This window comes from Streptomyces sp. NBC_01092 (assembly GCF_045039535.1).
Classification (GTDB): domain Bacteria; phylum Actinomycetota; class Actinomycetes; order Streptomycetales; family Streptomycetaceae; genus Streptomyces.
The window spans coordinates 3608945-3630231 of sequence record NZ_CP108659.1 but is presented as its reverse complement, the minus strand read 5'-3'; the positions used below and the strand labels follow the sequence as shown (position 1 = coordinate 3630231).

The following is a 21287-nucleotide window of genomic DNA, read 5'->3' as shown; positions in this document are numbered from 1 at the left end:
CGCGCAGCAAGGAGTGTGCAGCAAGACCAACATCAACAGGGACTCTTCCCCGGCGAGTTGACCAACCTGTGGCCACACCCTCACAAATCGATCAGGTGATCGTGCGCGGCAGACGCAGGCTGAGCAGGCCCGTCAGCGCCACACCGGCCAGCTGGACCAGGAGCGTCGTCACCAGGGCGTCCCGCATGCCCGACCCGGGGACGAGGGAGAGGAAGAGCGTGCCCAGGGTCGCCACCCCCAGCGCCAACGCCGACTGCTGGGTCGTGATCATCACCCCGCTGCCCACGCCCGCCCTGGCCGTCGGCACCTCCGAGAGCACGATCCGGAACACGACGGGCAGCTGGAGGGCCTGGCCCGCGCCGGCGATCGCCGCGCCGGGGAGCAGTTCGAGGAACCCGAGGTCCGGCCAGGAGCGCCAGGCGGCCAGCGCTATCAGGGCCACGCCCACCCCCTGGATCGCCGCACCGGCGGTCACGACCCGGGTGCCGTAGCGGGCCACCAGCCGCGCGCCGGCCAGCGAGACGAAGAAGAACGCCACCGCCATCGGGACCAGGGCCAGCCCCGCCTCGACCGGGCCGTGCCCCGCGCCCTGCTGCAACGCCACCGCGATCACGAACATGAAGCCGCTGAAGCCGATGGAGAACGGCACGATCATCACCAGGCCCCGCCGCAGGGACGTGAGCGCGAACAGGCTCGGCGGTACGAGCGGCGTACGGCCCCGGCGGTCCGCCCTGCGCTCCACCGCGTAGAACGCCGCCGCCACGAACGGGAACGCCGCCAGCGACAGCCACGTCCACAGCGGCCAGCCCGCCGCCCGGCCCTCGGTGAGCGGGGCCAGCAGTGCGAGGAGCGAGACGGCGAGCAGGACCGTGCCGGGGCCGTCGACCGGTTCCGGGTGCTGGGAGCGGGTCTCGGGGACCGCGCGGGCGGCCAGGAACAGGCCGACGAGGACGACGGGGACGTTCACCAGGAACACCGAACGCCAGCCGGTGCCCGCGATGTCCGCCGCGACCAGGACGCCGCCGAGGATCTGCCCGGCCACCATCGACAGGCCGGCCGTCGCGCCGTACAGGCCCATGGCCTTCGCGCGGCGCGGGCCGCTGGTGGCCGCCTGGATCGTGGCGAGCACCTGCGGCAGCATCGCCGCCGACGCCGCGCCCTGCGCGACCCGCGCCGCGACGAGCGTCCACGCGCTGGGCGCGAGCCCGCACGCCAGCGAGGTCAGTCCGAAGGCCGCCATGCCGCCGAGGAAGAGCCGCCGCCGGCCGAACAGGTCGCCGAGCCGCCCGCCGAGGACGAGCAGCACGGCGTACGCCAACCCGTAGCCCGCCACGACGAGTTCGAGCACGGCCTCGCTCGCCGCGAGGTCGTGGCCGATGGTCGGCAGGGCCACGTTGACGATGAAGAAGTCGATGAGGGGGAGTGCCGCCGCGAGCAGCACCGTGAAGAGGCCGAGGGTGCCGAGGGAGGGGGACGCCGCGGTGGCCCCGGCGGCCTTGGGCGAAGTGATGGTTTCGGTCACGCTCACCAGGCTGCGGCGATCCGGAGACTGGTACCAGAGTGTCCTTATCCTGGTAGAAGAAGCACCTGGAAACAGGGTCCGGGCAGCGGCAGGCTGGAGGCATGACGACCATGGCCCAGGAGACGATCGCGACCGCAGACGACTCGCGCGGCACGGCCGCGTCGGCGATCCGGCGCCATGAACTCGCCGCCTTCCTGCGCCACCGCCGCGAGCACATCGCCCCCGAGCAGGTCGGCCTGCCCCGCGGCAGCCGGCGCCGCACACCCGGCCTGCGCCGCGAGGAGGTCGCGCAGCTCGCCGCGGTCGGGGTCACCTGGTACACGTGGCTGGAGCAGGCCCGCGACATCCAGGTCTCCGTCCAGGTCCTCGACTCCCTCGCCCGCACCCTGCTGCTGGACCCCAGCGAGCGGTCCCATCTCTTCCAGCTGGCCGGCGCGGTGGACCCCACGCCCGCGACGGCCTGCCCGTCGGTGACGCCCGCGATGCGGGCCGTACTGGAGCAGCTGGAGCCGTATCCGGCGTGCCTGCAGAACAGCCGGTACGACATCCTCGCCCACAACCGCACCTACGGCCTGCTGCTGTGCGACCTGGAGGCGGTGCCGCCCGAGGACCGCAACTGCATGATCCTGTCGTACACGAACCCGGACTGGCAGTCCTCGATCGTGCACCTGGCGGAGACCCAACGCCTCATGGCCGCCCGCCTCCGCGCCGCGATGGCCGGCCATCTCGGCGAGCCCGCCTGGAAGATGCTCCTGAAGCGCCTGCGCACCGAGTCCCCCGAGTTCCGCGAGGTGTGGGAGCGCCACGAGGTGGTGTCCCACCGCAGCAAGCGCAAGGAGTTCCTCAACCGCCACGTGGGCCGCATCCTGGTCGACCACACCGACCTGTGGCTGAGCCCGGACGTGGGGCCAAGGATGGTGACGTACGTGCCGGCGGACGAGGAGTCGAGGGAACGCCTGGAGAAGCTGCACGCGATTGCGCGCGAGCGGGCGGTGGCCTGAGCTGCCGCGGCTGGCAAGGGCCCCTCAACTGCCCGCAGTTGAGGGGCCTTTCGCATGTGTTGCGGCACTTGGCGCTGTGCTACTTTGCTGTTCAGCAGGAGCGGCTGGGAAACGCTACGGCCGTGCTAGGACCTGCTTCGTCCGGTGCACAGCCCAACCGGACGAGATCCGGGGGAGTTTCTCGCCAAGTGCGTGAGACGCGATCATCAACAGCACGAAAGTTCCACCGGGCCAGTGGCCCGTTTTGAGGACTGAAGCACAGGGCTGGTGCGACGGGACTCGACCAACTCCTTGAGAGGACCGCGCCCAGTGGCGCGGCACGGGGCGAGGAGTACACGTCATCTGCATGCGCAGGTGGCTGGTCGAGGCTGTCGCGCGCTCACCGGCCACCTTCAGAAGAAGGAGCAACGGTGAGCGCCAATCAGAAGAGGCTCATCGCTTTCGCGTTCTGTGTCCTGATCTCCCTCGTCTTGGGGTTCGCCTCCGGGCTGGCGGTGGCCGCGCTCGGCGCGTCCCGTCTCGCGGCCGTCTCCGCCGGCGGAGCCGCGACGGTGGCGTTGCTGGCCATCGGAGTTGCCGTGATCGCCCTTTTTGACTTCACCGACGACAGGGGAAACTCCACGCCCCCATCTCAGCACCGGACCGAGACGCCGACTTGAGCGCCGCTCAACCGCGTACCCTCAGGGCTTGCCGCACCTCGCCCGCATCCAGCCGCTCAGCGGTTCTCGCAGCAGTGCGTCGCGCCCAAGGCCCACTCGTCATCGCGCCCACGACAAGGACCAGCAGCCCACACCCGGTGATGATCCACCACCCCGGCCCCGCGGCGGACACGAACGACTCCTTGTCCGACGACGCCCCCACCCCGGCCGCCAGCACCGCCCCGATCACCGCCACCCCCAGCGTCTGCCCGAGCTGCCGGCTCGTGGACGCGACGGCCGCCGCGACACCCGCCTGCGCCCGCGGCATCCCGGACACCGCCGTGTTGGTGATCGGCGCGTTCACGAACCCGAAGCCGATGCCGAACAGCACGTACCCGAGCAGCAGCGTGACATTGGACGTCTCCGCCTCGAACAGGGCGAACATGGCACAGCTCGTCGTCATCGCGACGCCCGCCACCAGCAACGGCAGCCGCGGCCCCCGACTGCCCACCAGCCGCCCCGACAGCGGCGCGCACAGGAACATCGGCAGCGCCATCGGCAGCATCCACAGGCCCGCGTGCAGGGCGTCGAGGCCGCGCACGTTCTGCAGGTACAGCGTCGACAGGAACAGGAACCCGCCCAGCCCCGCGAAGGCCCCGATCGCGATCACCGTCGCCCCGCTGAACGGCGCCGACCGGAAGAACCGCAGGTCGATCAGGGGCTCGGCGCGGCGCGGCTCGTACCAGAGGAGGGCGAGCAGAGCCGTCAGCGCGATCGCCGCGAACGGCAGGACCGACGTGAGCCCGGCGTTCGGCGCCTCGATGATCGCGTACGTCAGTGAGCCGAACAGCGCGATCACCAGGACCTGGCCCACCGGGTCGAGGCGGCGGGCCTTGGGGGCGCGGGACTCGGGGACGAAGCGCAGGGTGAGCAGGAGGGCGGCCAGGCCCACGGGCAGGTTGACCCAGAAGATCGCGCGCCAGCCGACGCCGTCCACGAGCAGGCCCCCGACCAGTGGCCCCGCGGCCATCGAGATGCCGACCACGCCACCCCACACACCGATCGCCCGTGCGCGTTCGCGCGGGTCGGTGAAGGTGTTGGTGATGATCGACATCGCGACCGGGTTGAGCATCGAACCGCCCACCGCCTGCACCATGCGGAAGACGATCAGTGAGTCGAGGGTCGGTGCGGCGGAGCACAGCGCCGAGCCGATGGTGAACAGGACCAGGCCGGTCATGAAGACGCGCTTGCGGCCGATCCGGTCCGCCGTGGAGCCGGCCAGCATCAGCAGGGAGGCCAGGACGAGGGTGTAGGCGTCGATCGTCCACTGCAGCCCCGAGGTGCTGGCGCCGAGGTCGCGCTGCAACGCGGGCAGGGCGACGTTGAGGGCCGTGGTGTCGAGGCTCACGATCAGCAGGCTCATGCAGCAGATCGCGAGGACCAGCATCCGGCGGCGGGGGCTGAGCTCCGGCATTCTTGAATAGTACGGCTAACTAATGAATTTCGCCGCACCCCGTTCAGTACGTGAGAATGGGGGGATGCCCACGACCGCCGCGCCCCTGCAGATCGGCCCGCACACCGTCCAGCCGCCCGTCGTCCTGGCCCCGATGGCCGGGATCACGAACGCGCCCTTCCGCACGCTGTGCAGGGAGTTCAGCGGCGGCAAGGGGCTGTTCGTCAGCGAGATGATCACCACCCGGGCGCTGGTCGAGCGCAACGAGAAGACCATGCAGCTGATCCACTTCGACGCGACCGAGAAGCCGCGCTCGATCCAGCTGTACGGCGTCGACCCGGCCACCGTCGGCAAGGCCGTCCGCATGATCGCGGAGGAGGGCCTGGCCGATCACATCGACCTGAACTTCGGGTGCCCGGTGCCGAAGGTGACACGCAAGGGCGGCGGCTCCGCGCTGCCGTTCAAGCGGAACCTGCTGCGGGCGATCCTGCGGGAGGCCGTGAGCGGGGCCGGGGACCTGCCGGTCACGATGAAGATGCGCAAGGGCATCGACGACGACCACATCACCTACCTCGACGCCGGCCGGATCGCCGTCGAGGAGGGCGTGACGGCCATCGCGCTGCACGGCCGCACCGCCGCCCAGCACTACGGCGGCACCGCCGACTGGGACGCCATCGCGCGGCTGAAGGAGCATGTGCCGGAGATCCCCGTGCTCGGCAACGGCGACATCTGGTCGGCCGAGGACGCGGTGCGGATGGTGCGGGAGACCGGGTGCGACGGCGTGGTCGTCGGGCGCGGGTGCCTGGGGCGGCCGTGGCTGTTCTCGGACCTGGTCGCGGTCTTCGAAGGACGTACGGAAGACATCGCGCGGCCGACCCTGCGCGAGGTCGCCGACGTCATGGTCCGGCATGCCACGCTGCTCGGCGAGTGGATCGGGGACGAGGCGCGCGGCGTCATCGACTTCCGCAAGCACGTCGCCTGGTACCTGAAGGGCTTCGCGGTCGGCTCCGAGATGCGCAAGCGGCTCGCGATCACCTCGTCGCTGCAGGAGCTGCGGGGCGGGCTGGACGAGCTGGACCTCGACCAGCCGTGGCCCGCCGGCGCCGACGGGCCCCGCGGCCGTACGTCCGGCAACAACCGGGTGGTGCTGCCGGACGGCTGGCTGAAGGACCCCTACGACTGCGCGGGCGTGGACGAGGAAGCGGAGCTGGACACCTCCGGCGGCTGAGGGGCCGTTCCGAGGCCGCTGCTTCGACTACTTCGACGCCCTCGGGGTCGAGCCGTACGCCGTCAGGAAGCGGTCCCGGAAGGAATCCATCTTCCAGACGGGGGTGGTGGAGGTGGGCTGCAGGCCGTCCGCCCAGTTCCAGTCGGCGATCTTCTCCAGCATCTTCGGGTCCTTGGCGACGATCGAGATCGGGACGTCCCGGCTGGCCCTGACGCCGCTGACCCGGGACATCGGCTGGTGGTCGCCCAGGAAGACGAGGACGGTGTCGTCGGTGCCGTAGCGCTCCAGCCACTGGGTGAGGCTGGTGACGGAGTACGAGATGGACTTGCCGTACTCCTCCTTGGAGCGGGTGGAGTCGGAGATGATGTCCGCCGGCTTGGTGCCCGCCTTCTGGATGGACTTGAAGACCGAGCCGTCGCCCAGGTCGTCCCAGTCGACCATCTTGGGGATCGGCGCCCAGGGCTGGTGGCTGGACGTCAGGATGATCTCCGACATCAGGGGCTTGTCGCGCTTCTTGCCGTGGACCTGGCGCTGGAAGGCCTCCAGGGCGTACTGGTCGGGCATCGTCGACCAGCTGAACTTCGGTCCCTTGTAGCCGAGTTGGAAGGCGTTGTAGAGCTTGTCCAGGCCGTAGTACTTCTGTTCCGGCCACGCCTTCTGCACGCCGGGCATCACACCGACGGTGTCCCATTCGCCGGTCTTCTTGAAGACGCTGGTGAGGCTGAGGTGGTCGCTGGCCATGACGGTGCGGTAGCGCTGCTGGTTGTCGATCCACAGGCCGGACAGGGTGGTGGAGTGGCCCAGCCAGCTGTTGCCGCCGAACGTCGCCGACGTCAGCCAGCCGGTCTTGGCGTGGAAGCCGGCCTTCGCCAGGGCCTCGGTGCTGGTGTCGAGCGTGCTGGTGACGCCCGGGGCGATGTCCGGGTCCTCGATCGCGCTGCGGCCGTAGCTCTCGATGAAGGTGAAGATGACGTCCTTGCCGCGCAGGTCGGGGACCAGCTCGGCGGGCGGTGTGCTGCCGAACGTGTCCGCCCTCGCGTCCTTCGCGAACTCCGCCTCGTCGTGCAGGGTGTCCATCGCCCGGCGTACGTGGACCTTGATGACGCCGGCGGTGTGGTCCGCGGCGATCGGCACGCCGGCGATCTGGAGGCCGAACGCCGTGCAGGTGATCCAGACGGTGCCGGCGATCAGGGCGCCCTTGGACGCGTCGGCCTTGTGCCGGGCCAGGACGTTCGCGACGCGGACGGTGGCGAGGGCGACCAGGGCGATCAGGGCCACGGCGAGGACTATGAGGCCGATCGTGAGGAGGACCGTGGTGGTGTCGCCCATCGAGTCCTTCATGTACGACTGGGCGTCGTCGAGGAGTTCCCAGTCCAGGACGACGTTGAAGTGCCGGCCCAGGTACTCGTTGAAGCCGATGTCCAGGAGGCTGAGGATGGTCAGCGCGCCGAGGGCGGCGCCGGAGACGGCCGCGGTGATCAGGCGGGGGCGGCGGGGGAGGCTGAGGAGTACGGCGGCGCCGATGACTGCCTCGGCGGGGAGGCGGACGAACTCCGTGGCCTTGAGGTTGCCGAGGGTGTTCGGCATCTGCAGGCAGACGTGGATGAGGGCGACGGCGAGGAGGGTGAGGGCCCATCGGAGATACCGGCGCGCCGGCCGCTCGGGCTCGTCCTCGGCTTCGCCTTCGGCCGGGTTGTTCCCACCCGCACCGCCCGTGCGGGTCTCGTCGTCGGGTGCGGGTGGCCCCGGTGGGGCGTCCTCGCCGTCGGCGGCCGCGGCTGTGTCCTCGGCTTCGCCTTCGGACGGGTCGTTCCCACCCGCACCACCCGTGACGCTCTCGTCGTCGGGTGCGGGTGGCCCCTGTGGGGTCTCCTCGCCATCGGCGGGCGCCGGCTCGTCGTTCTTGTCCGGGAGTTGACGTTGGCGCGTGAAGACAGGCACCCGAAGGTCCTTCCGTGCGAGGCCCCTGTTGGAGTGGTGTGGCGGGCCACGCTGGGGAGGCTGTAGGCCCGCCATTCCCTCGTACGGTCCCACCTCGGGCTTTGTTCACCCAGTCCGCCCCAGCGCTGGGCAAACACCCGGCAAACGCCAGGCCAACAGGCCCGTGGCGGGCCCGCCGACGGCGAATTCGCCCCACAAGGGCCACCCGCAGACGACGACGAGACCCGCACGGGCGGTGCTGGTGGGAGCAACCCGGCCGAAGGCGAAGCCGAGGACACAGCCGCGGCCGCCGACGGCGAGGCCGGGGAACATCGCGCACCACCCCGGACAGCTACGCCCCTCCAACCGCCGTCAGCAGCGCCAACGGTGCTGCCGCCGAGCGGGACTCGCGTTCGCACGCGTGCGGGTACGGCACCGGCTCCGCGTGGGTGTCGCGGCCGTAGCCCGCCAGCACCTCCGGCAGCCGGTGGCCCGTCGTCGTCGCCGCGTCGACCAGGGCATGGGCCACCGTGCGGGCCTCGTCGTGCAGGCCGTAGCGGGCCAGGCCCAGGGTGATCAGGGCGTTGTCGTGCGGCCAGACCGAGCCGCGGTGGTAGGAGAGGGGGTGGTAGGCCGGTTGGCCGGAGGCCAGGGTGCGTACACCCCAGCCCGAGAAGAAGTCCGGTTCCAGCAGGCGCCGGCCCACCAGCTCGCCGTACTCCTTGTCCAGCAGCCCCGACCAGAGCAGATGTCCCGCGTCCGACGCCAGCGCGTTCACCTGGCGGCCCTCGCCGTCCAGCGCCAGGGCCGGGAAGGAGTGCTCCGGCATCCAGAAGTCCCGCTGGAAACGGTCACGCAGGTCGGACGCAGCCTGTTCCAGCAGGGCCGCGTACGTCGCGTCGTGCCACACCGTGCGGGCCAGCCACGCCGTGCGGCGCAGGGCGTCGTACGCGTAGCCCTGGGCGCCCGCCGCCATCACGGGCCCGGCCGGGCGGGTGCCGTCGGACGAGCAGATGGCGCCGGGGGAGTCCTTCCAGTTCTGGTTGGCCAGGCCGCCCTGGTCGGCGCGGTAGACGAGGTAGCCGCGGGTGGTGAGGCCGCCGTGGTCCAGCATCCAGCCGATCGCCGCGCGGGCGTGCTGCTCGAGGCGGTGCGCCAGGAGCGTGTCGCCGGTCTGTTCCACGTACGCGCCGAGCAGGACCAGGAACAGCGGCGTCGCGTCCACCGAGCCGTAGTAACGGCCGTACGGCACCTGCCCGAAGTGCGCCAGCTCGCCGTGCCGTACCTCGTGCACGATCTTGCCGGGCTGGGAGACCGCGTCGACTCGCGTGCCGGACGCCTGCGTCGCGGCCAGCGCGGGCAGGGTGGCCGCGGCGAGCCGGGGGCGGTAGGGGAGGGCGAAGAGCGAGGTGAGCAGGGCGTCGCGGCCCAGCAGCGTCAGGAACCAGGGGGCTCCCGCCGCCGGTACGCGTAGTTCCTCGCCGTCGGGGCCCGTCGCAGGGACCTGGAGCGTGGCGAGGTCGGCCAGGCCGCGCGCACAGGCCGCCGCGAGCTCGGGCCAGCCTGTCGGGAAGGCCACTCCCTCCACGAACTCGCCCTCCAGGGAGAGGAGTTGGGCGGACAGGGCCGCGGGCGAGCGGGGCACGCGCAGTGCCCGTTTGTCGCCGTGCGGGCGGGCCATCACCCGCAGGGTCAGCTCCGCCGTGCCGTGCGGTTCGAGGTCCAGGGCCCACACCAGACGGCGGGCGCCGGTTCCTGTCTGCTCCACCGCGTCGGGCACGGGCTCGGCCGTCACGGACGTCACCGAGCGCCACTCGCCGCGCTGGTAGGTGAACTCCACGCCATGGTCGAGCACCTGGCGGGTGCGCGTCGCGCCGGTCTTGGCGTAGGTGCGGTGGTCGGAGCGCAGCTCGAACTGGTCGGTGAAGTCGGCGTCCGCGGTCAGCGCGAGGCGGATCGTCGTCGGCACCGGGCGGTTGCTGGTCACCCGGATCGCGTCGATGAACGAGCCGTCCCCCACCGCCTGTTCGCGGAAGAGCGTGTACGCCGGAGGCTCGTCGCGTCCGCCGCGCGGGACCAGCACACAGCGTGCCGTGTCGCCGTCGGCCACGGGGGAGAGCGTCTCCGGCACCGCCCCGTCCACGGTGAGCTGCCAGCGGCTCAGATGCCTGGCGTCGCGTACGAACAAGCCCTCCGGAGAGCCGGCGGCCCGTACGCCGCTGATGTCGCCGGCGTCGCCCACGGCGGCGAACGTCCCCCCGAACACGAGCAGATGATGACGGTCCGTCATCCCCGGATCCCTCCCTTGGAGTCCATCGGTTCCTTGAGGTCGTGCAGCAGATCGAGCGTGAGCGCGGCCGTCCAGCTGAAGCGCGTGGCACCGCAGGCCTCGCCGGTGTACGGATCGACGTACTCGGCGAAGTCGGAGGCGACGGCCAGCTCCAGCGCCGCCTCACGCAGCGCGTCGGCCCGCTTGTGCTCGCCATGGGTGCGCAGGCCGCGCTCCAGCAGCCAGTTGGTGTTGAACCAGGCCGGGCCGCGCCAGTAGCGGTGCGGGTCGAAGGCCTCGCCCAGGAGGTCGTACGACGGGGCGAGGCGGGTCGAGTCGCCGAGGCCGAAGTGCGGGCCCTGTGCCGTGCGGACCAGGGCGGTGGTGATGTCGCGCGGGAGCGTGGGCAGCAGGAGCGGGATCAGGCCGGTGACGCCGCGTTCCGGGATGAGCCCGCCCGCCCGCACGTCGCGGCAGAGGAACATCTCCTCGGCGGGGTCCCACATCCGGTCGATCAGCGCTGTCGTCAGCCGCTCGGCGCGGGCGTGCCGGGCCGTCCCCGGCGCCCCCAGCTCCGTCGCGATCCTGGCCAGCGCGTGTTCGGAAGCGATGAGCAGGGCGTTGAACGCCGGGTCCTCCACCGCGAAGTCTCCTGCGCCGTCGGCGTATTCACCGTCCCGGTAGTCCGTCGCCAGCCGCACATACCGTCCGTAGTCCAGATCCGTCGGCCGGTCCTCGGCCGCCCCGTGGTCCAGGTCGGCGCGGCGGAAGGAGCGGGTCGGGGCGGGCGTGACGCGGCGCAGCGGCGCGTCCCAGCAGGGGCTGTTGTCCATGCCCTGTTCCCAGGGGTGCACGACCGACGCGAGGCCGGCGCCGCCGAGGTCACGCCGGTGCAGCAGATAGCGGTGCCAGGCGGCCAGGCGGGGATACACCCGGGAGAGGAAGCCGCGCGCCCGGGACAGTCCGGGGTCGGCGCGGTGCACCAGCCAGGCGGCCAGCGCGTGCACCGGTGGCTGCACGATGCCGGAGGTCTGTACGGTGCGCGGGGCGCCGGCGGCCCGCCCGGCGGTGGAGGAGCGCCAGAAGTCGGGGCTCGGGAAGTAGGCGTCGAGCGGCACGGAGGGGTTGAAGACGATGTGCGGGATGCGCCCGTCACCCCACTGGGCGTCGAGCAGCGTCTCCAGTTCGGTCTGCGCCCGTAACGGCGAGACGTGCCTGAGGCCGATCGCGATGAACGCCGAGTCCCAGGACCACTGGTGCGGATACAGGCCGCGCGAGGGCACCGTCGAGGTGCCGGTCCAGTTGGCCTCCAGCACTCGGGCGGCCCTGACGTGCGGGGAACCGGCGCCGGGCGGCGGATCGTATGCAATGTCACGGTCCGCGCGGCGGGCGGTGAGTTGGGCAGTGCGATCCACTCGGGGCTCCCCGAAAGACGTCCGGCCGACCGGTTCGGTCGGCGCCACCGTAGAGTTACGTCTATTTAACACGCAAAACCCAATATGTAATGCAAGCTTGAGAAACACAAGGGGGTGTGCATGAGCGCACGGGGTCAGGCGAGTTCCGGGGAACTGCTCGAACTGGTGCGGAGCGGACGGGCCGTCACGCGCGGCGCACTGCAGCAGGCGACCGGACTGTCCCGTGCCACCGTCGGCCAGCGCCTCGACCGCCTCTTCAGGGCCGGCTGGCTGCGCGAGGGTGCCGGCGGCCCCGTGGACTCCCCGCTGGGCGGGCGCCCTTCCATCACGCTGGAGTTCGACGACGCCCATGCCGTGGTGCTGGCCGCCGACCTGGAGACCCGGCACGCGCGTGCCGCCGTGCTGTCGCTGTCCGGCGAGATCCTCGCCGAGCACAGCGGCACGCTGGTCGTCCGGGACGGACCGGAGGCGGTGCTGGGCGAGCTGGCGCGCTGGTTCGCCGAGCTGCTGGAGAAGGCCGGGCGGCGGGCCGGAGAGGTGTGCGGCATCGGGCTCGCGGTGCCGGGGCCGGTGGACAGCGACTCCGGCCGGGTCGTCCAGCCGCCGATCATGCCCGGCTGGGACGGCTACGACATAAGAGGGCGACTGGCGAGGGCCTTCGGCGAGGAGACCGGGGCCGAGGCGGTCCCGGTCCTGGTCGACAACGACGCCAACCTCATGGCGTACGGCGAACAGCGCACGGGATACCCGGACTGCTCAGCCTTCGTCCTGGTCAAGGTGTCCACCGGAATCGGCGCCGGGGTCGTGGTGGACGGCTCGGTGTACCGGGGCATCGACGGCGGCGCCGGCGACATCGGGCACATCCGGGTGGGTGCCGACGCGCAGTGCCGCTGCGGTTCGTACGGCTGTCTCGCCGCCGTCGCCAGCGGCCGTGCCGTGGCCCGGCGGCTGGCGGAGGAGGGGGTCCCGGCGGCCTCCGGCTCGGATGTGCGGGACCTGCTGGCCGCCGGGCACCCGGGGGCGGCGGCGCTGGCGCGGGAGGCCGGGCGGCAGGTCGGGGATGTGCTGGCGACCGTCGTGACGCTGCTCAACCCCGGGGTGCTGATGATCGCCGGAGATCTGGCCGGAACACCCTTCCTCACCGGCGTCCGTGAGTTGCTGTATCAGCGGGCGCTGCCGCGCTCCACCGCTCATCTGGACGTCGTGACCTCGCGGCTGGGGGAGCGGGCCGGGCTGATCGGGGCCGGTGCGCTGGTCGTGGAGCATCTCTACGCGCCCGAGCGGGTGGAGGAGCGGCTGCTCGCGCTGGGTGTGTGACGTCCGCGTTTCGGTTTCGCGCAGACGTCCGCATGGTGAAATCCCGGCGGCTGTGGCAGCGTGATTCTCGCCACCCTTGATAAGGGCTGCGCTCAGATGAGCAGATCTTGAGCGACTGCACTTCTCCAAGGGGTGGCACTGGGTGCCACCTCTTGATCGTTCATCGATCGAACTCAAACGTGCGGTAAGGCTGCTCATGTGAGCGGAAAACCGCACCTGTGGACGCTCTTGCGTTCAAGAAGTGAAAACATCAGCCCGTCACGGCTTGCCAAGCCTTGACTTTCGATCCACTGGCGGACGGGTGGTTACAGGCGCATGACGCGTGAGTAGACGTACCCAGATGCCTTCGATCTGGGTATGTTCCTCGCCGTCAGGGCAGCCACCACGTCCTCGAGGGAGTCGAGACCGTGTCGGAAAACAAAGAACCCCACGTAGCGAAGTTCGTTTACGACTTCACCGAGGGAAACAAAGACCTCAAGGACCTCTTGGGTGGCAAGGGCGCCAACCTCGCGGAGATGACCAACCTGGGGCTTCCCGTTCCCCCGGGCTTCACGATCACGACGGAAGCCTGCAAGGTCTACCTCGACAGCGGCGAGGAGCCCGCGGCACTGCGTGACGAGGTGAGTGCGCACCTCGACTCTCTTGAGTCCCGCATGGGCAAGAAGCTCGGCCAGGCCGACAACCCTCTGCTCGTGTCGGTGCGGTCCGGCGCCAAGTTCTCCATGCCGGGAATGATGGACACGGTCCTCAACATCGGGCTCTCCGACAAGTCCGTGAAGGGCCTCGCCGAGCAGGCCGGCGACGAGCGGTTCGCGTGGGACTCGTACCGCCGCCTCATCCAGATGTTCGGCAAGACGGTCCTCGGCGTCGACGGCGACCTCTTCGAGGAGGCCCTCGAGAAGGCCAAGGAGGCCAAGAAGGTCACGGTCGACACCGACCTGGAGGCCGCCGACCTCAAGAAGCTGGTCACCGCCTTCAAGAAGATCGTCAAGAAGGAGGCCGGCCGGGACTTCCCGCAGGAGCCCCGCGAGCAGATGGACCTCGCGATCCACGCGGTCTTCGACTCCTGGAACACCGACCGGGCCAAGCTGTACCGCCGTCAGGAGCGCATCCCCGGCGACCTGGGCACGGCCGTCAACGTCTGCTCCATGGTCTTCGGCAACCTGGGCCCCGACTCGGGCACGGGCGTCGCCTTCACCCGTGACCCCGCCTCCGGCCACCAGGGCGTCTACGGCGACTACCTCCAGAACGCGCAGGGCGAGGACGTGGTCGCGGGTATCCGCAACACCGTGCCGCTCGCCGAGCTGGAGACGATCGACAAGAAGTCGTACGACCAGCTGATGCAGATCATGGAGACGCTGGAGAACCACTACAAGGACCTCTGCGACATCGAGTTCACCATCGAGCGCGGTCAGCTGTGGATGCTCCAGACCCGGGTCGGCAAGCGCACGGCGGGCGCGGCCTTCCGCATCGCCACGCAGCTCGTGGACCAGGGCCTCATCGACGAGGCGGAGGCGCTCCAGCGCGTCAACGGCGCCCAGCTCGCCCAGCTGATGTTCCCGAAGTTCGACGACGACGCGAAGGTCGAGCAGGTCGGCCGGGGCATCGCGGCCTCGCCGGGTGCTGCGGTCGGCAAGGCGGTCTTCGACTCGTACACCGCGGTGAAGTGGTCGCGTTCGGGCGAGAAGGTCATCCTGGTCCGCCGGGAGACCAACCCCGACGACCTGGACGGCATGATCGCCGCCGAGGGCATCCTGACCTCCCGTGGCGGCAAGACCTCCCACGCGGCCGTCGTCGCGCGCGGCATGGGCAAGACCTGTGTCTGCGGCGCCGAGGAGCTCGAGGTCGACACCAAGCGCCGCCGGATGACGGTCCCGGGCGGACACGTCGTCGAGGAAGGCGACGTCATCTCCATCGACGGCTCCAGCGGCAAGGTCTACCTGGGCGAGGTCCCGGTGGTCCCGTCGCCCGTCGTGGAGTACTTCGAGGGCCGGATGCACGCCGGAGCGCACGATGCCGGCGAGCTGGTCGAGGCCGTGCACCGGATCATGGCGTTCGCCGACCGCAAGCGGCGGCTGCGGGTGCGCGCCAACGCGGACAACGCCGAGGACGCGCTGCGCGCCCGTCGCTTCGGCGCCCAGGGCATCGGCCTGTGCCGCACCGAGCACATGTTCCTCGGCGACCGCCGTGAGCTGGTCGAGCGCCTCATCCTGGCGGACTCGGAGGACGAGCGCGAGGAGAGCCTGCAGGCGCTGCTCCCGCTCCAGAAGAAGGACTTCGTCGAGCTGTTCGCGGCGATGGACGGCCTGCCGGTCACGGTGCGTCTGCTGGACCCGCCGCTGCACGAGTTCCTGCCCGACATCACCGAGCTGTCGGTGCGAGTGGCGCTGGCGGAGTCCCGCCAGGAGCCGCACGAGAACGAGCTGCGGCTGCTCCAGGCGGTGCACCGCCTGCACGAGCAGAACCCGATGCTGGGCCTGCGCGGCGTACGCCTCGGACTCGTCATCCCCGGCCTGTTCACCATGCAGGTCCGCGCGATCGCCGAGGCCGCGGCCGAGCGCAAGAACGCCAAGGGCGACCCGCGCGCCGAGATCATGATCCCGCTCGTCGGCACCGTCCAGGAGCTGGAGATCGTCCGCGAGGAGGCCGACCAGGTCATCGCGGAGGTCGAGGCGGCGACGGGTACGAAGCTCAAGCTGGCGATCGGCACGATGATCGAACTCCCGCGTGCCGCGCTGACCGCCGGTCAGATCGCCGAGGCGGCGGAGTTCTTCTCCTTCGGCACGAACGACCTCACCCAGACGGTGTGGGGCTTCAGCCGGGACGACGTGGAGGCCAGCTTCTTCACGGCATACCTGGAGAAGGGCATCTTCGGAGTCTCCCCCTTCGAGACGATCGACAAGGACGGCGTGGGCTCGCTGGTCGCGTCGGCGGTGAAGGCGGGCCGCGAAACCCGCCCCGACCTGAAGCTCGGCGTCTGCGGCGAGCACGGCGGTGACCCGGAGTCGGTGCACTTCTTCCACGAGGTCGGTCTCGACTACGTCTCCTGCTCGCCGTTCCGGATCCCGGTGGCGCGCCTTGAGGCGGGCCGCGCGGCGTCGCAGTCGGTGGGCAGCGACCACCGCTAGGCCGTACGGCCACTGAACCCCGGAGCCGCCGCCTGTCCCCGACCCTCAAGACCGATGGGCGGCGGCTCCGGATCACGAAGGAGGGCGGCACCCGTGCGGGGGTGCCGCCCTCCCGTGTGTCCGGCAACCCGGGATTCCGCCAACTCAGGGCGGCCGCTGGGTTAAGAGCTGGGTCGGGCCGGCCAGGGTGCACAACCCCCTGGATTCCTCCCTTGTCTGCTGCGGGTGAAGTCACCACTCGATTCACAGACGTGGGGGGAAACCACACCATGCGCAGACGCACCACTGCCGTCACCGCCACTGCCGCCGCCTTCAGCGCCGTCCTGGCCGTAGCCGCTCTCGCCGTACCGGCCTCCGGGGCCGATCAGGAGGACTCGGGCACGAGGTTCTGGAACATCGATGTCAACCACGACCGCGACTACACCGTGGGCGTCGAGGCCGCGCGCAAGCGGGTCTTCTCGGTCTCCGCGACGGTCACCGACCCGTCCGGCGTCCAGAGCGTGTCGTACGAGCTGTGGCACGGGGCGGACCGGGCGCATGCCGACGGGGTCCTGGTCGGGTCCAGCGACTGCCACAAGCTGAACGAGACCACCTCCTACTGCGAGACCCTCGTCACCGCCGACCCGAACGTCAACCTCCGCAGCAACGCCCTTGCCGGTGTCTGGACCATCACTCCCGTGGCCACCGACGGGGCCGGCAACGTCACCCGTGGAGACGGCGCCTACTTCGCCCGCATCAAGCGCCAGACGTCCATGTCCCAGACCGTCGCCACCCCGCAGCCGGTGAAGAAGGGCAAGGACCTCACGGTCAAGGCCCGGATGACCGTCGCCGGCTGGGAGACGCGCACGAACGTGCCCCTCATCGGGCACCAGGTGCTGCTCCAGTACCGCAAGGGCACGAGCGGCCCCTTCGTCACGCTGAAGAAGATCAAGACCGACCGCAACGGCTGGGCCACCACCACCGTGCAGGCGACGGCCGACGGCGCCTACCGCTACGACTTCGCGGGCACGAGCCTCACCGTGGCCACGACCGGCTCGGCCGACTTCGTCGATGTGAAGTGAGCCCAGACCGGTGAAGTGACCGTCCGCCGCGGCCGGCGCCGCGGCGGGCGGTCACTCACGCCCCTCAGCTGTCGCAGCCCACCCCGTCGTTGTCCCGGTCGAGGTGGGAGGCGTAGCCCGGTTCGCCTCGGTGGACGGGGGCGGCGCCGGCCGCGCGGGCCTCCGAGCAGTTGGCGTAGTAGACGTCGCCGGCGGACGAGTCGTCGTCGGAGGCGGAGCCGCTGTCCGCCGCCGGTGCTGCCGTGACCGTGGTGGTGGCCCTGATGGTCTTCGTGGCGGTCACTGTCGGCGCCGGTTCGGGTTCCTCGGCCGGTGCCGTCGTGGTCGTCGTGATCGTGACCGTGGGCTGGGGTGAGGCCGCTGTCGGTTTTGCCTCGGTGTTCTTCGCGTCCTCGCCGGACGCGCCGCCCGCGCCGAAGCCCACGAAGAAGGCCAGGCCCAGCGCCGGGAGTACGTAGCGTTTGCGGGCCCACCTGGGGCCCGGGCGGACGGGCTGCCCGGGCATGGGTGGTGTGGTGTACGGATTGGTCATGTCATCCCCCCACTGGTGTTGCGTGAGGGGATGACCGTAATGCTCCGCGTCCGAGTGTGAAGGGCGTGTGGCTGTTTTGTGACCGCTATGCGCGGAAGGGGCCCGTCACCTCGTACGTGATGCCGCCGGACGAACTACCGCTCGTGCCCCGCTGGCTGGAGAAGTACAGACGCCTGCCGTCCGGGGAGAACGCCGGGCCCGTGATCTCCGAGCCCGACTGGCCGTCGATCCGCAGGAACGAGGCGACCACGTCGTCCGGGGTGATCACGCAGATCTCCATGTTGCCGCCGTCCTCCGCGACGAACAGGTCGCCGGAGGAGGAGCCGGTGATGTTGTCGACGCCGGTGAGCGGGGCGGTGCCGTTGACGAGGGAGTCGTCGTACGCCAACTCGTAGGTGTTGTTGGTGAGGTTGACCTGCCAGACGCGGTTGTCGCCCTTGGTGGTGAACCAGACCGTGTCGTTCGCGTAGTGGCAGCCCTCGCCGCCGTTGAAGGACTTCGAGCCGGAGACCTGGGAGCGGGTGGCGGTGGGGGAGCCGTCCGGGTCGGGGACGTTCGCCCAGGTGAAGGAGCCCGACGTCGCGCTGCCCGCGACCATGACCTGGAGGGTGCCGGAGGACAGGTCGCCCCAGGTCGTCGGCACGAAGCGGTAGAAGCGGCCGTTCGTCTCGTCCTCGGTCAGGTAGATCGCCTTGCGGACCGGGTCGGCGGCCGCCGCCTCGTGCTTGAAGCGGCCCATCGCCGCGCGGCGCACGGCCGCGTTCGTGCCCCAGGGGTCGGTCTCGTAGACGTAGCCGAGGGACACCTCCTCGCAGGACAGCCAGGTGTTCCACGGGGTCTTGCCGCCCGCGCAGTTCTGCCGGGTCGAGGAGAGGATGCGGTACGCGGCCGTGATCGCGCCCGCCGACGAGAACTTCACCGCGCTCGCGCCGCCGGAGGGGTTGATCTCCGAGTTGGAGACGTAGATCCAGCCGGAGCCGTCGGCGTAACAGGCGCCGCCGTCCGGGGCGTTGTGCCAGCTGTACGACGTTCCGGAGACCGTCTGGCCGGAACGGGCGATGACGCGGCTGGTGAAGCCGCTCGGCAGTCGGATGCCGTTGGCGTCGGGCGAGCCCAGCGCCCCGTACGGGCCCGCGCCGGGCTGGGCGGGCGCGGCGTAGGCGGCGCCGCGCCACAGGGTTCCGCCGAAGACGGCGGCGCCGCCGATGGCGGTCGCACGCAGGAAGGTACGACGTTCCACTTCTGCTCCAAAGGGTGCCGTGACCGACCCGCCCCCGGTCGGGGGCGGGGTCGCGCGGTGACGGACGCTAGGGGCGCGGGGTTAAAGACCCCAGGGGTGCGGGGTGGACGTCCTATGCACAGGCTGTGAAGCGGGTGTGCGGTACGCGCGGATCCGGCACGGCGGCCCTGCGCCGGGAGGGCCAGGGCGTTCCGGCGGCGCTATGCCGGGAGGGCCGGGGCTTCCCGGCGGCGCTGCCCGCCTCTGCCCAGCGGGTGGCCGCCCCCGGCACTCTGCGCGGGCTCCGCCGACGGCAGCCGGATCACCGCGTCCAGGCCGCCCGAACTCGCCGCGTGCAGGCTCGCCTCGCCGCCGCTCGCGAGGGCGAGGCGCTGCACCAGGGACAGCCCCAGGCCCGTGCCGCCCTTGGGGGCGCCGGGCGCCCGCCAGAACCGGTCGAAGGCGCGGGCGCGCTGCTCCGGGGTCATGCCGGGGCCCTCGTCGGTGATGTGCAGGTCCACCCAGGCGGGGCGGGCGTCGCGCAGGGCGCGGCGGGCCGGGACGTAAAGCCTCAGTTCCATCGTCACGGTGCTGTCGCGCGGCGAGGCGCGCAGGGCGTTGGACAGCAGGTTGTCCAGGATCTGCTCGACCCCGCCCGGCACCGCGAGGACCGGCCCCACGCTGCCCGCGAACAGCACCAGCGCGACCCGCTGCTGTTCGAACAGCGGCAGCCATGTCCGGTGCCGTTCCGCGCAGACGGCGCCCACGTCGACCGGGGCGGGCGTCGCGGAGTCCTCCTCCAGGCGGGCCATCGCCAGCAGCCCCTCGACCATCCGGGAGAGCCGGTCCGTCTCGGTGACGGCGGCGGTGAGGCTGCCGAGGCCGCGGTCGGTGACGTTCGGCTCCAGGTTCTCCAGCCGCAGCCGCAGCGCCGCCAGCGGCGTCTTCAGCTGGTGCGAGGCCTCGCCCGCGAACGCCCGCTGGGCGGACAGGAGATGGGCGAGCCGGGCCGCCGTACGGTTGAACGCGGCGGCCAGCCGGCGCACCTCCGGCGGGCCCTTCGTCATCGTCACCGGCGTGGCCCGCCCGCCCTCGGCCAACTCATGGGTGGCCCGCTCCAGTTCGCGGATCGGCCGGCCGGTCCAGCGGGCGATGGCGAACCCCACCACGGCGACCGCCGCCAGCACCCCGAGCCCGCCGAGGCACAGCAACAGCCAGACGTGATGGACGCGTTCGTGCACCGTCCGGGTCGGCAGCGTCAGCCACACGGCGCCCTGCAACCCCGAGGTGTGCCGGACCGGCGCGGCGACCGAGAGGTACTCGACCCCGCCGATGGTCGACGTGCGCACGTCGACCGTGGCGGTGCCGTGCAGGGCGGCCGCGATACCGGGGCGGGAGGCGAGGTCGGACGACATGACGGCGGCGCGCGGATGCGAGGTGGCGAGCAGCGTGCCCACGGCGTCCACGATCACCACCTTCCCGCCGATCCGCTCGGCACAGTGCACCACCCGGCGGGGCAGGTCCCGCTCGGCACGGCCCGCGCTGAGCGACAGCGAGGCGTACGCGGAGACCGACTCGGCCTCGTCCTTCGCCGCGTTCACCACCCGCTCCCGCTCGCTGCGCGAGTACACGAAGCCCAGCGGGATCTCCAGGCACAACAGCACGAGCGCGGCCAGGCTCAGGTAGCTGAGCAGCAGCCGACGGGTCATGGCGAGGGCACCTGCTGCCCGGCCGGTTCGGTCTGCACTGCCAGCCGGAAGCCGACCCCGCGCAGCGTCTGGATCCACTCCGCGGCTCCCAGCTTGCGCCGCAGCGAGGCGACATGGACGTCCAGCGTCTTGGTCGGGCCCTCGTAGTGCGGGTCCCACACCCGGTCCAGGATCTGCTGCCGGGAGTACACCGCCCCCGGATCCTCGGTGAGCAGCGCCAGCAGCTCGAACTCCTTGGGGGTGAGAGTGACGGGGATCTCGCCCACCCAGACCTGACGAGTGCGGCGGTCCACGACCAAGGGGCCGGGTGCGTACGGCGGTCGGGGCGCCGGGTCCTCGTACGACGCGGGCGGCGCGGCCTCGTACGACGGGGGCGTGGGCGGCGCGGTGAGCGCCGGTTGCGCGCCCGCCTCCGCGCGCAGCCGCTCCACCAGCGCTTCCGTACGGCCGCGGTCGACCGGCGTCTCCACGCGCACTGCCTGCGCCCCCGCCTCCGTGCGCTGCGAGCGCCGGGTCACGGCGCGCACCCGTGCCACCAGCTCCCGCATGCTGAACGGCTTGGCGAGATAGTCGTCCGCCCCCAGCTCAAGGCCCAGCACCCGGTCGGCCTCCTCACCCCGCGCACTCAGGATGATGACCGGCACGTCCGAGACCTGCCGGATGCCCCGGCACACGTCGATGCCGTCCATGTCCGGCAATCCGAGGTCGAGCAGGACGACATCGCCGTACTCACTTCTCAACCCCTCCGCCCCGGTCGTCACGTGATCCACCGTCAGCCCGAAGTGACCCAGTCCCTCGACAAGGGGTTCGGCGATCGTCTCGTCGTCCTCGATGAGCAGCACTCGTATGCCCATGCGTCCTGTCTCTCGGTGAAT

The 21287-nt window shown here is 71.2% G+C and carries 15 protein-coding genes; 6 read left to right on the top strand and 9 right to left on the bottom strand.

Features of this window, described 5'->3' with window-relative positions:
- Positions 1-91: 91 nt before the first annotated feature.
- Positions 92-1522, bottom strand: coding sequence for an MFS transporter (locus OG254_RS16215; protein WP_405582310.1), 1431 nt, complete (start codon positions 1520-1522; stop codon positions 92-94).
- A 101-nt stretch (positions 1523-1623) separates the two neighbouring features.
- Between OG254_RS16215 and OG254_RS16210 the strand changes: the two genes are divergently transcribed.
- Positions 1624-2523: a helix-turn-helix transcriptional regulator gene (locus OG254_RS16210; protein ID WP_405582308.1), complete on the top strand. Its 900-nt coding sequence runs from the start codon at positions 1624-1626 to the stop codon at positions 2521-2523.
- Between the two features lie 410 nt (positions 2524-2933).
- Positions 2934-3182: a hypothetical protein gene (locus tag OG254_RS16205; RefSeq protein ID WP_405582305.1), complete on the top strand. Its 249-nt coding sequence runs from the start codon at positions 2934-2936 to the stop codon at positions 3180-3182.
- A gap of 7 nt (positions 3183-3189) precedes the next feature.
- Here the strand turns inward: OG254_RS16205 and OG254_RS16200 are convergent, their stop codons facing one another.
- Positions 3190-4635 (bottom strand): MFS transporter, encoded by a 1446-nt coding sequence (locus tag OG254_RS16200; RefSeq protein WP_405582302.1) that lies wholly within the window; start codon positions 4633-4635, stop codon positions 3190-3192.
- A gap of 64 nt (positions 4636-4699) precedes the next feature.
- Here OG254_RS16200 and dusB point away from each other — a divergent pair, with 64 nt between their 5' ends.
- A complete protein-coding gene (gene dusB, locus OG254_RS16195) occupies positions 4700-5842 on the top strand; it encodes a tRNA dihydrouridine synthase DusB (RefSeq protein ID WP_405582299.1) in 1143 nt (380 codons plus the stop codon).
- A gap of 27 nt (positions 5843-5869) precedes the next feature.
- Here the strand turns inward: dusB and OG254_RS16190 are convergent, their stop codons facing one another.
- The 3 genes from OG254_RS16190 to OG254_RS16180 form a co-directional block, all read right to left on the bottom strand.
- Complete coding sequence (locus OG254_RS16190; RefSeq protein ID WP_405582297.1) at positions 5870-7783, bottom strand: CDP-alcohol phosphatidyltransferase; 1914 nt, start codon at positions 7781-7783, stop codon at positions 5870-5872.
- A 331-nt stretch (positions 7784-8114) separates the two neighbouring features.
- Positions 8115-10052 (bottom strand): glycogen debranching N-terminal domain-containing protein, encoded by a 1938-nt coding sequence (locus OG254_RS16185; protein WP_405582295.1) that lies wholly within the window; start codon positions 10050-10052, stop codon positions 8115-8117.
- On the bottom strand, positions 10049-11446 hold the full coding sequence (locus tag OG254_RS16180) for an MGH1-like glycoside hydrolase domain-containing protein (protein ID WP_405582294.1): 1398 nt from the start codon (positions 11444-11446) through the stop codon (positions 10049-10051). Before OG254_RS16180 ends, OG254_RS16185 begins: the two co-directional genes overlap by 4 nt.
- A 120-nt stretch (positions 11447-11566) precedes the next feature.
- Between OG254_RS16180 and OG254_RS16175 the strand changes: the two genes are divergently transcribed.
- The 3 genes from OG254_RS16175 to OG254_RS16165 all read left to right on the top strand — a co-directional run bounded on the left by OG254_RS16175 (position 11567) and on the right by OG254_RS16165 (position 16952).
- Complete coding sequence (locus OG254_RS16175) at positions 11567-12763, top strand: ROK family protein (RefSeq protein ID WP_405582291.1); 1197 nt, start codon at positions 11567-11569, stop codon at positions 12761-12763.
- Between the two features lie 407 nt (positions 12764-13170).
- On the top strand, positions 13171-15891 hold the full coding sequence (ppdK, locus tag OG254_RS16170; protein WP_405582288.1) for a pyruvate, phosphate dikinase: 2721 nt from the start codon (positions 13171-13173) through the stop codon (positions 15889-15891).
- 269 nt (positions 15892-16160) lie between these two features.
- A complete protein-coding gene (locus OG254_RS16165) occupies positions 16161-16952 on the top strand; it encodes a hypothetical protein (RefSeq protein WP_405582286.1) in 792 nt (263 codons plus the stop codon).
- 64 nt (positions 16953-17016) lie between these two features.
- On the opposite strand, the gene OG254_RS16160 is transcribed toward OG254_RS16165, so the two are convergent.
- The 4 genes from OG254_RS16160 to OG254_RS16145 all read right to left on the bottom strand — a co-directional run bounded on the left by OG254_RS16160 (position 17017) and on the right by OG254_RS16145 (position 21266).
- Positions 17017-17484 carry an excalibur calcium-binding domain-containing protein gene (locus tag OG254_RS16160; protein ID WP_405582283.1) on the bottom strand — a complete coding sequence of 156 codons (468 nt, stop codon included), beginning with the start codon at positions 17482-17484 and terminating at the stop codon, positions 17017-17019.
- 85 nt (positions 17485-17569) lie between these two features.
- Entirely contained in the window at positions 17570-18724 is a 1155-nt protein-coding gene (locus OG254_RS16155) for an alkaline phosphatase PhoX (RefSeq protein ID WP_405582280.1), read from the bottom strand.
- A gap of 200 nt (positions 18725-18924) precedes the next feature.
- The gene (locus tag OG254_RS16150) at positions 18925-20412 is read right to left on the bottom strand and encodes an ATP-binding protein (protein WP_405582277.1); all 1488 of its coding nucleotides are present in this window, start codon (positions 20410-20412) and stop codon (positions 18925-18927) included.
- Entirely contained in the window at positions 20409-21266 is an 858-nt protein-coding gene (locus tag OG254_RS16145; RefSeq protein ID WP_405582274.1) for a response regulator transcription factor, read from the bottom strand. The genes OG254_RS16150 and OG254_RS16145 overlap by 4 nt, the downstream gene beginning before the upstream one ends.
- Between the last annotated feature and the right edge of the window lie 21 nt (positions 21267-21287).

Bases quoted from the DNA above. Each gene is read 5' to 3' on its own strand.
- OG254_RS16210 (WP_405582308.1), top strand. From the start codon at position 1,624: ATGACGACCATGGCCCAGGAGACGATCGCGACCGCAGACGACTCGCGC.
- OG254_RS16200 (WP_405582302.1), bottom strand. From the start codon at position 4,635: ATGCCGGAGCTCAGCCCCCGCCGCCGGATGCTGGTCCTCGCGATCTGC.
- dusB (WP_405582299.1), top strand. From the start codon at position 4,700: ATGCCCACGACCGCCGCGCCCCTGCAGATCGGCCCGCACACCGTCCAG.
- OG254_RS16185 (WP_405582295.1), bottom strand. From the start codon at position 10,052: ATGACGGACCGTCATCATCTGCTCGTGTTCGGGGGGACGTTCGCCGCC.
- OG254_RS16175 (WP_405582291.1), top strand. From the start codon at position 11,567: ATGAGCGCACGGGGTCAGGCGAGTTCCGGGGAACTGCTCGAACTGGTG.
- OG254_RS16165 (WP_405582286.1), top strand. From the start codon at position 16,161: ATGCGCAGACGCACCACTGCCGTCACCGCCACTGCCGCCGCCTTCAGC.
- OG254_RS16160 (WP_405582283.1), bottom strand. From the start codon at position 17,484: ATGACCAATCCGTACACCACACCACCCATGCCCGGGCAGCCCGTCCGC.
- OG254_RS16150 (WP_405582277.1), bottom strand. From the start codon at position 20,412: ATGACCCGTCGGCTGCTGCTCAGCTACCTGAGCCTGGCCGCGCTCGTG.
- OG254_RS16145 (WP_405582274.1), bottom strand. From the start codon at position 21,266: ATGGGCATACGAGTGCTGCTCATCGAGGACGACGAGACGATCGCCGAA.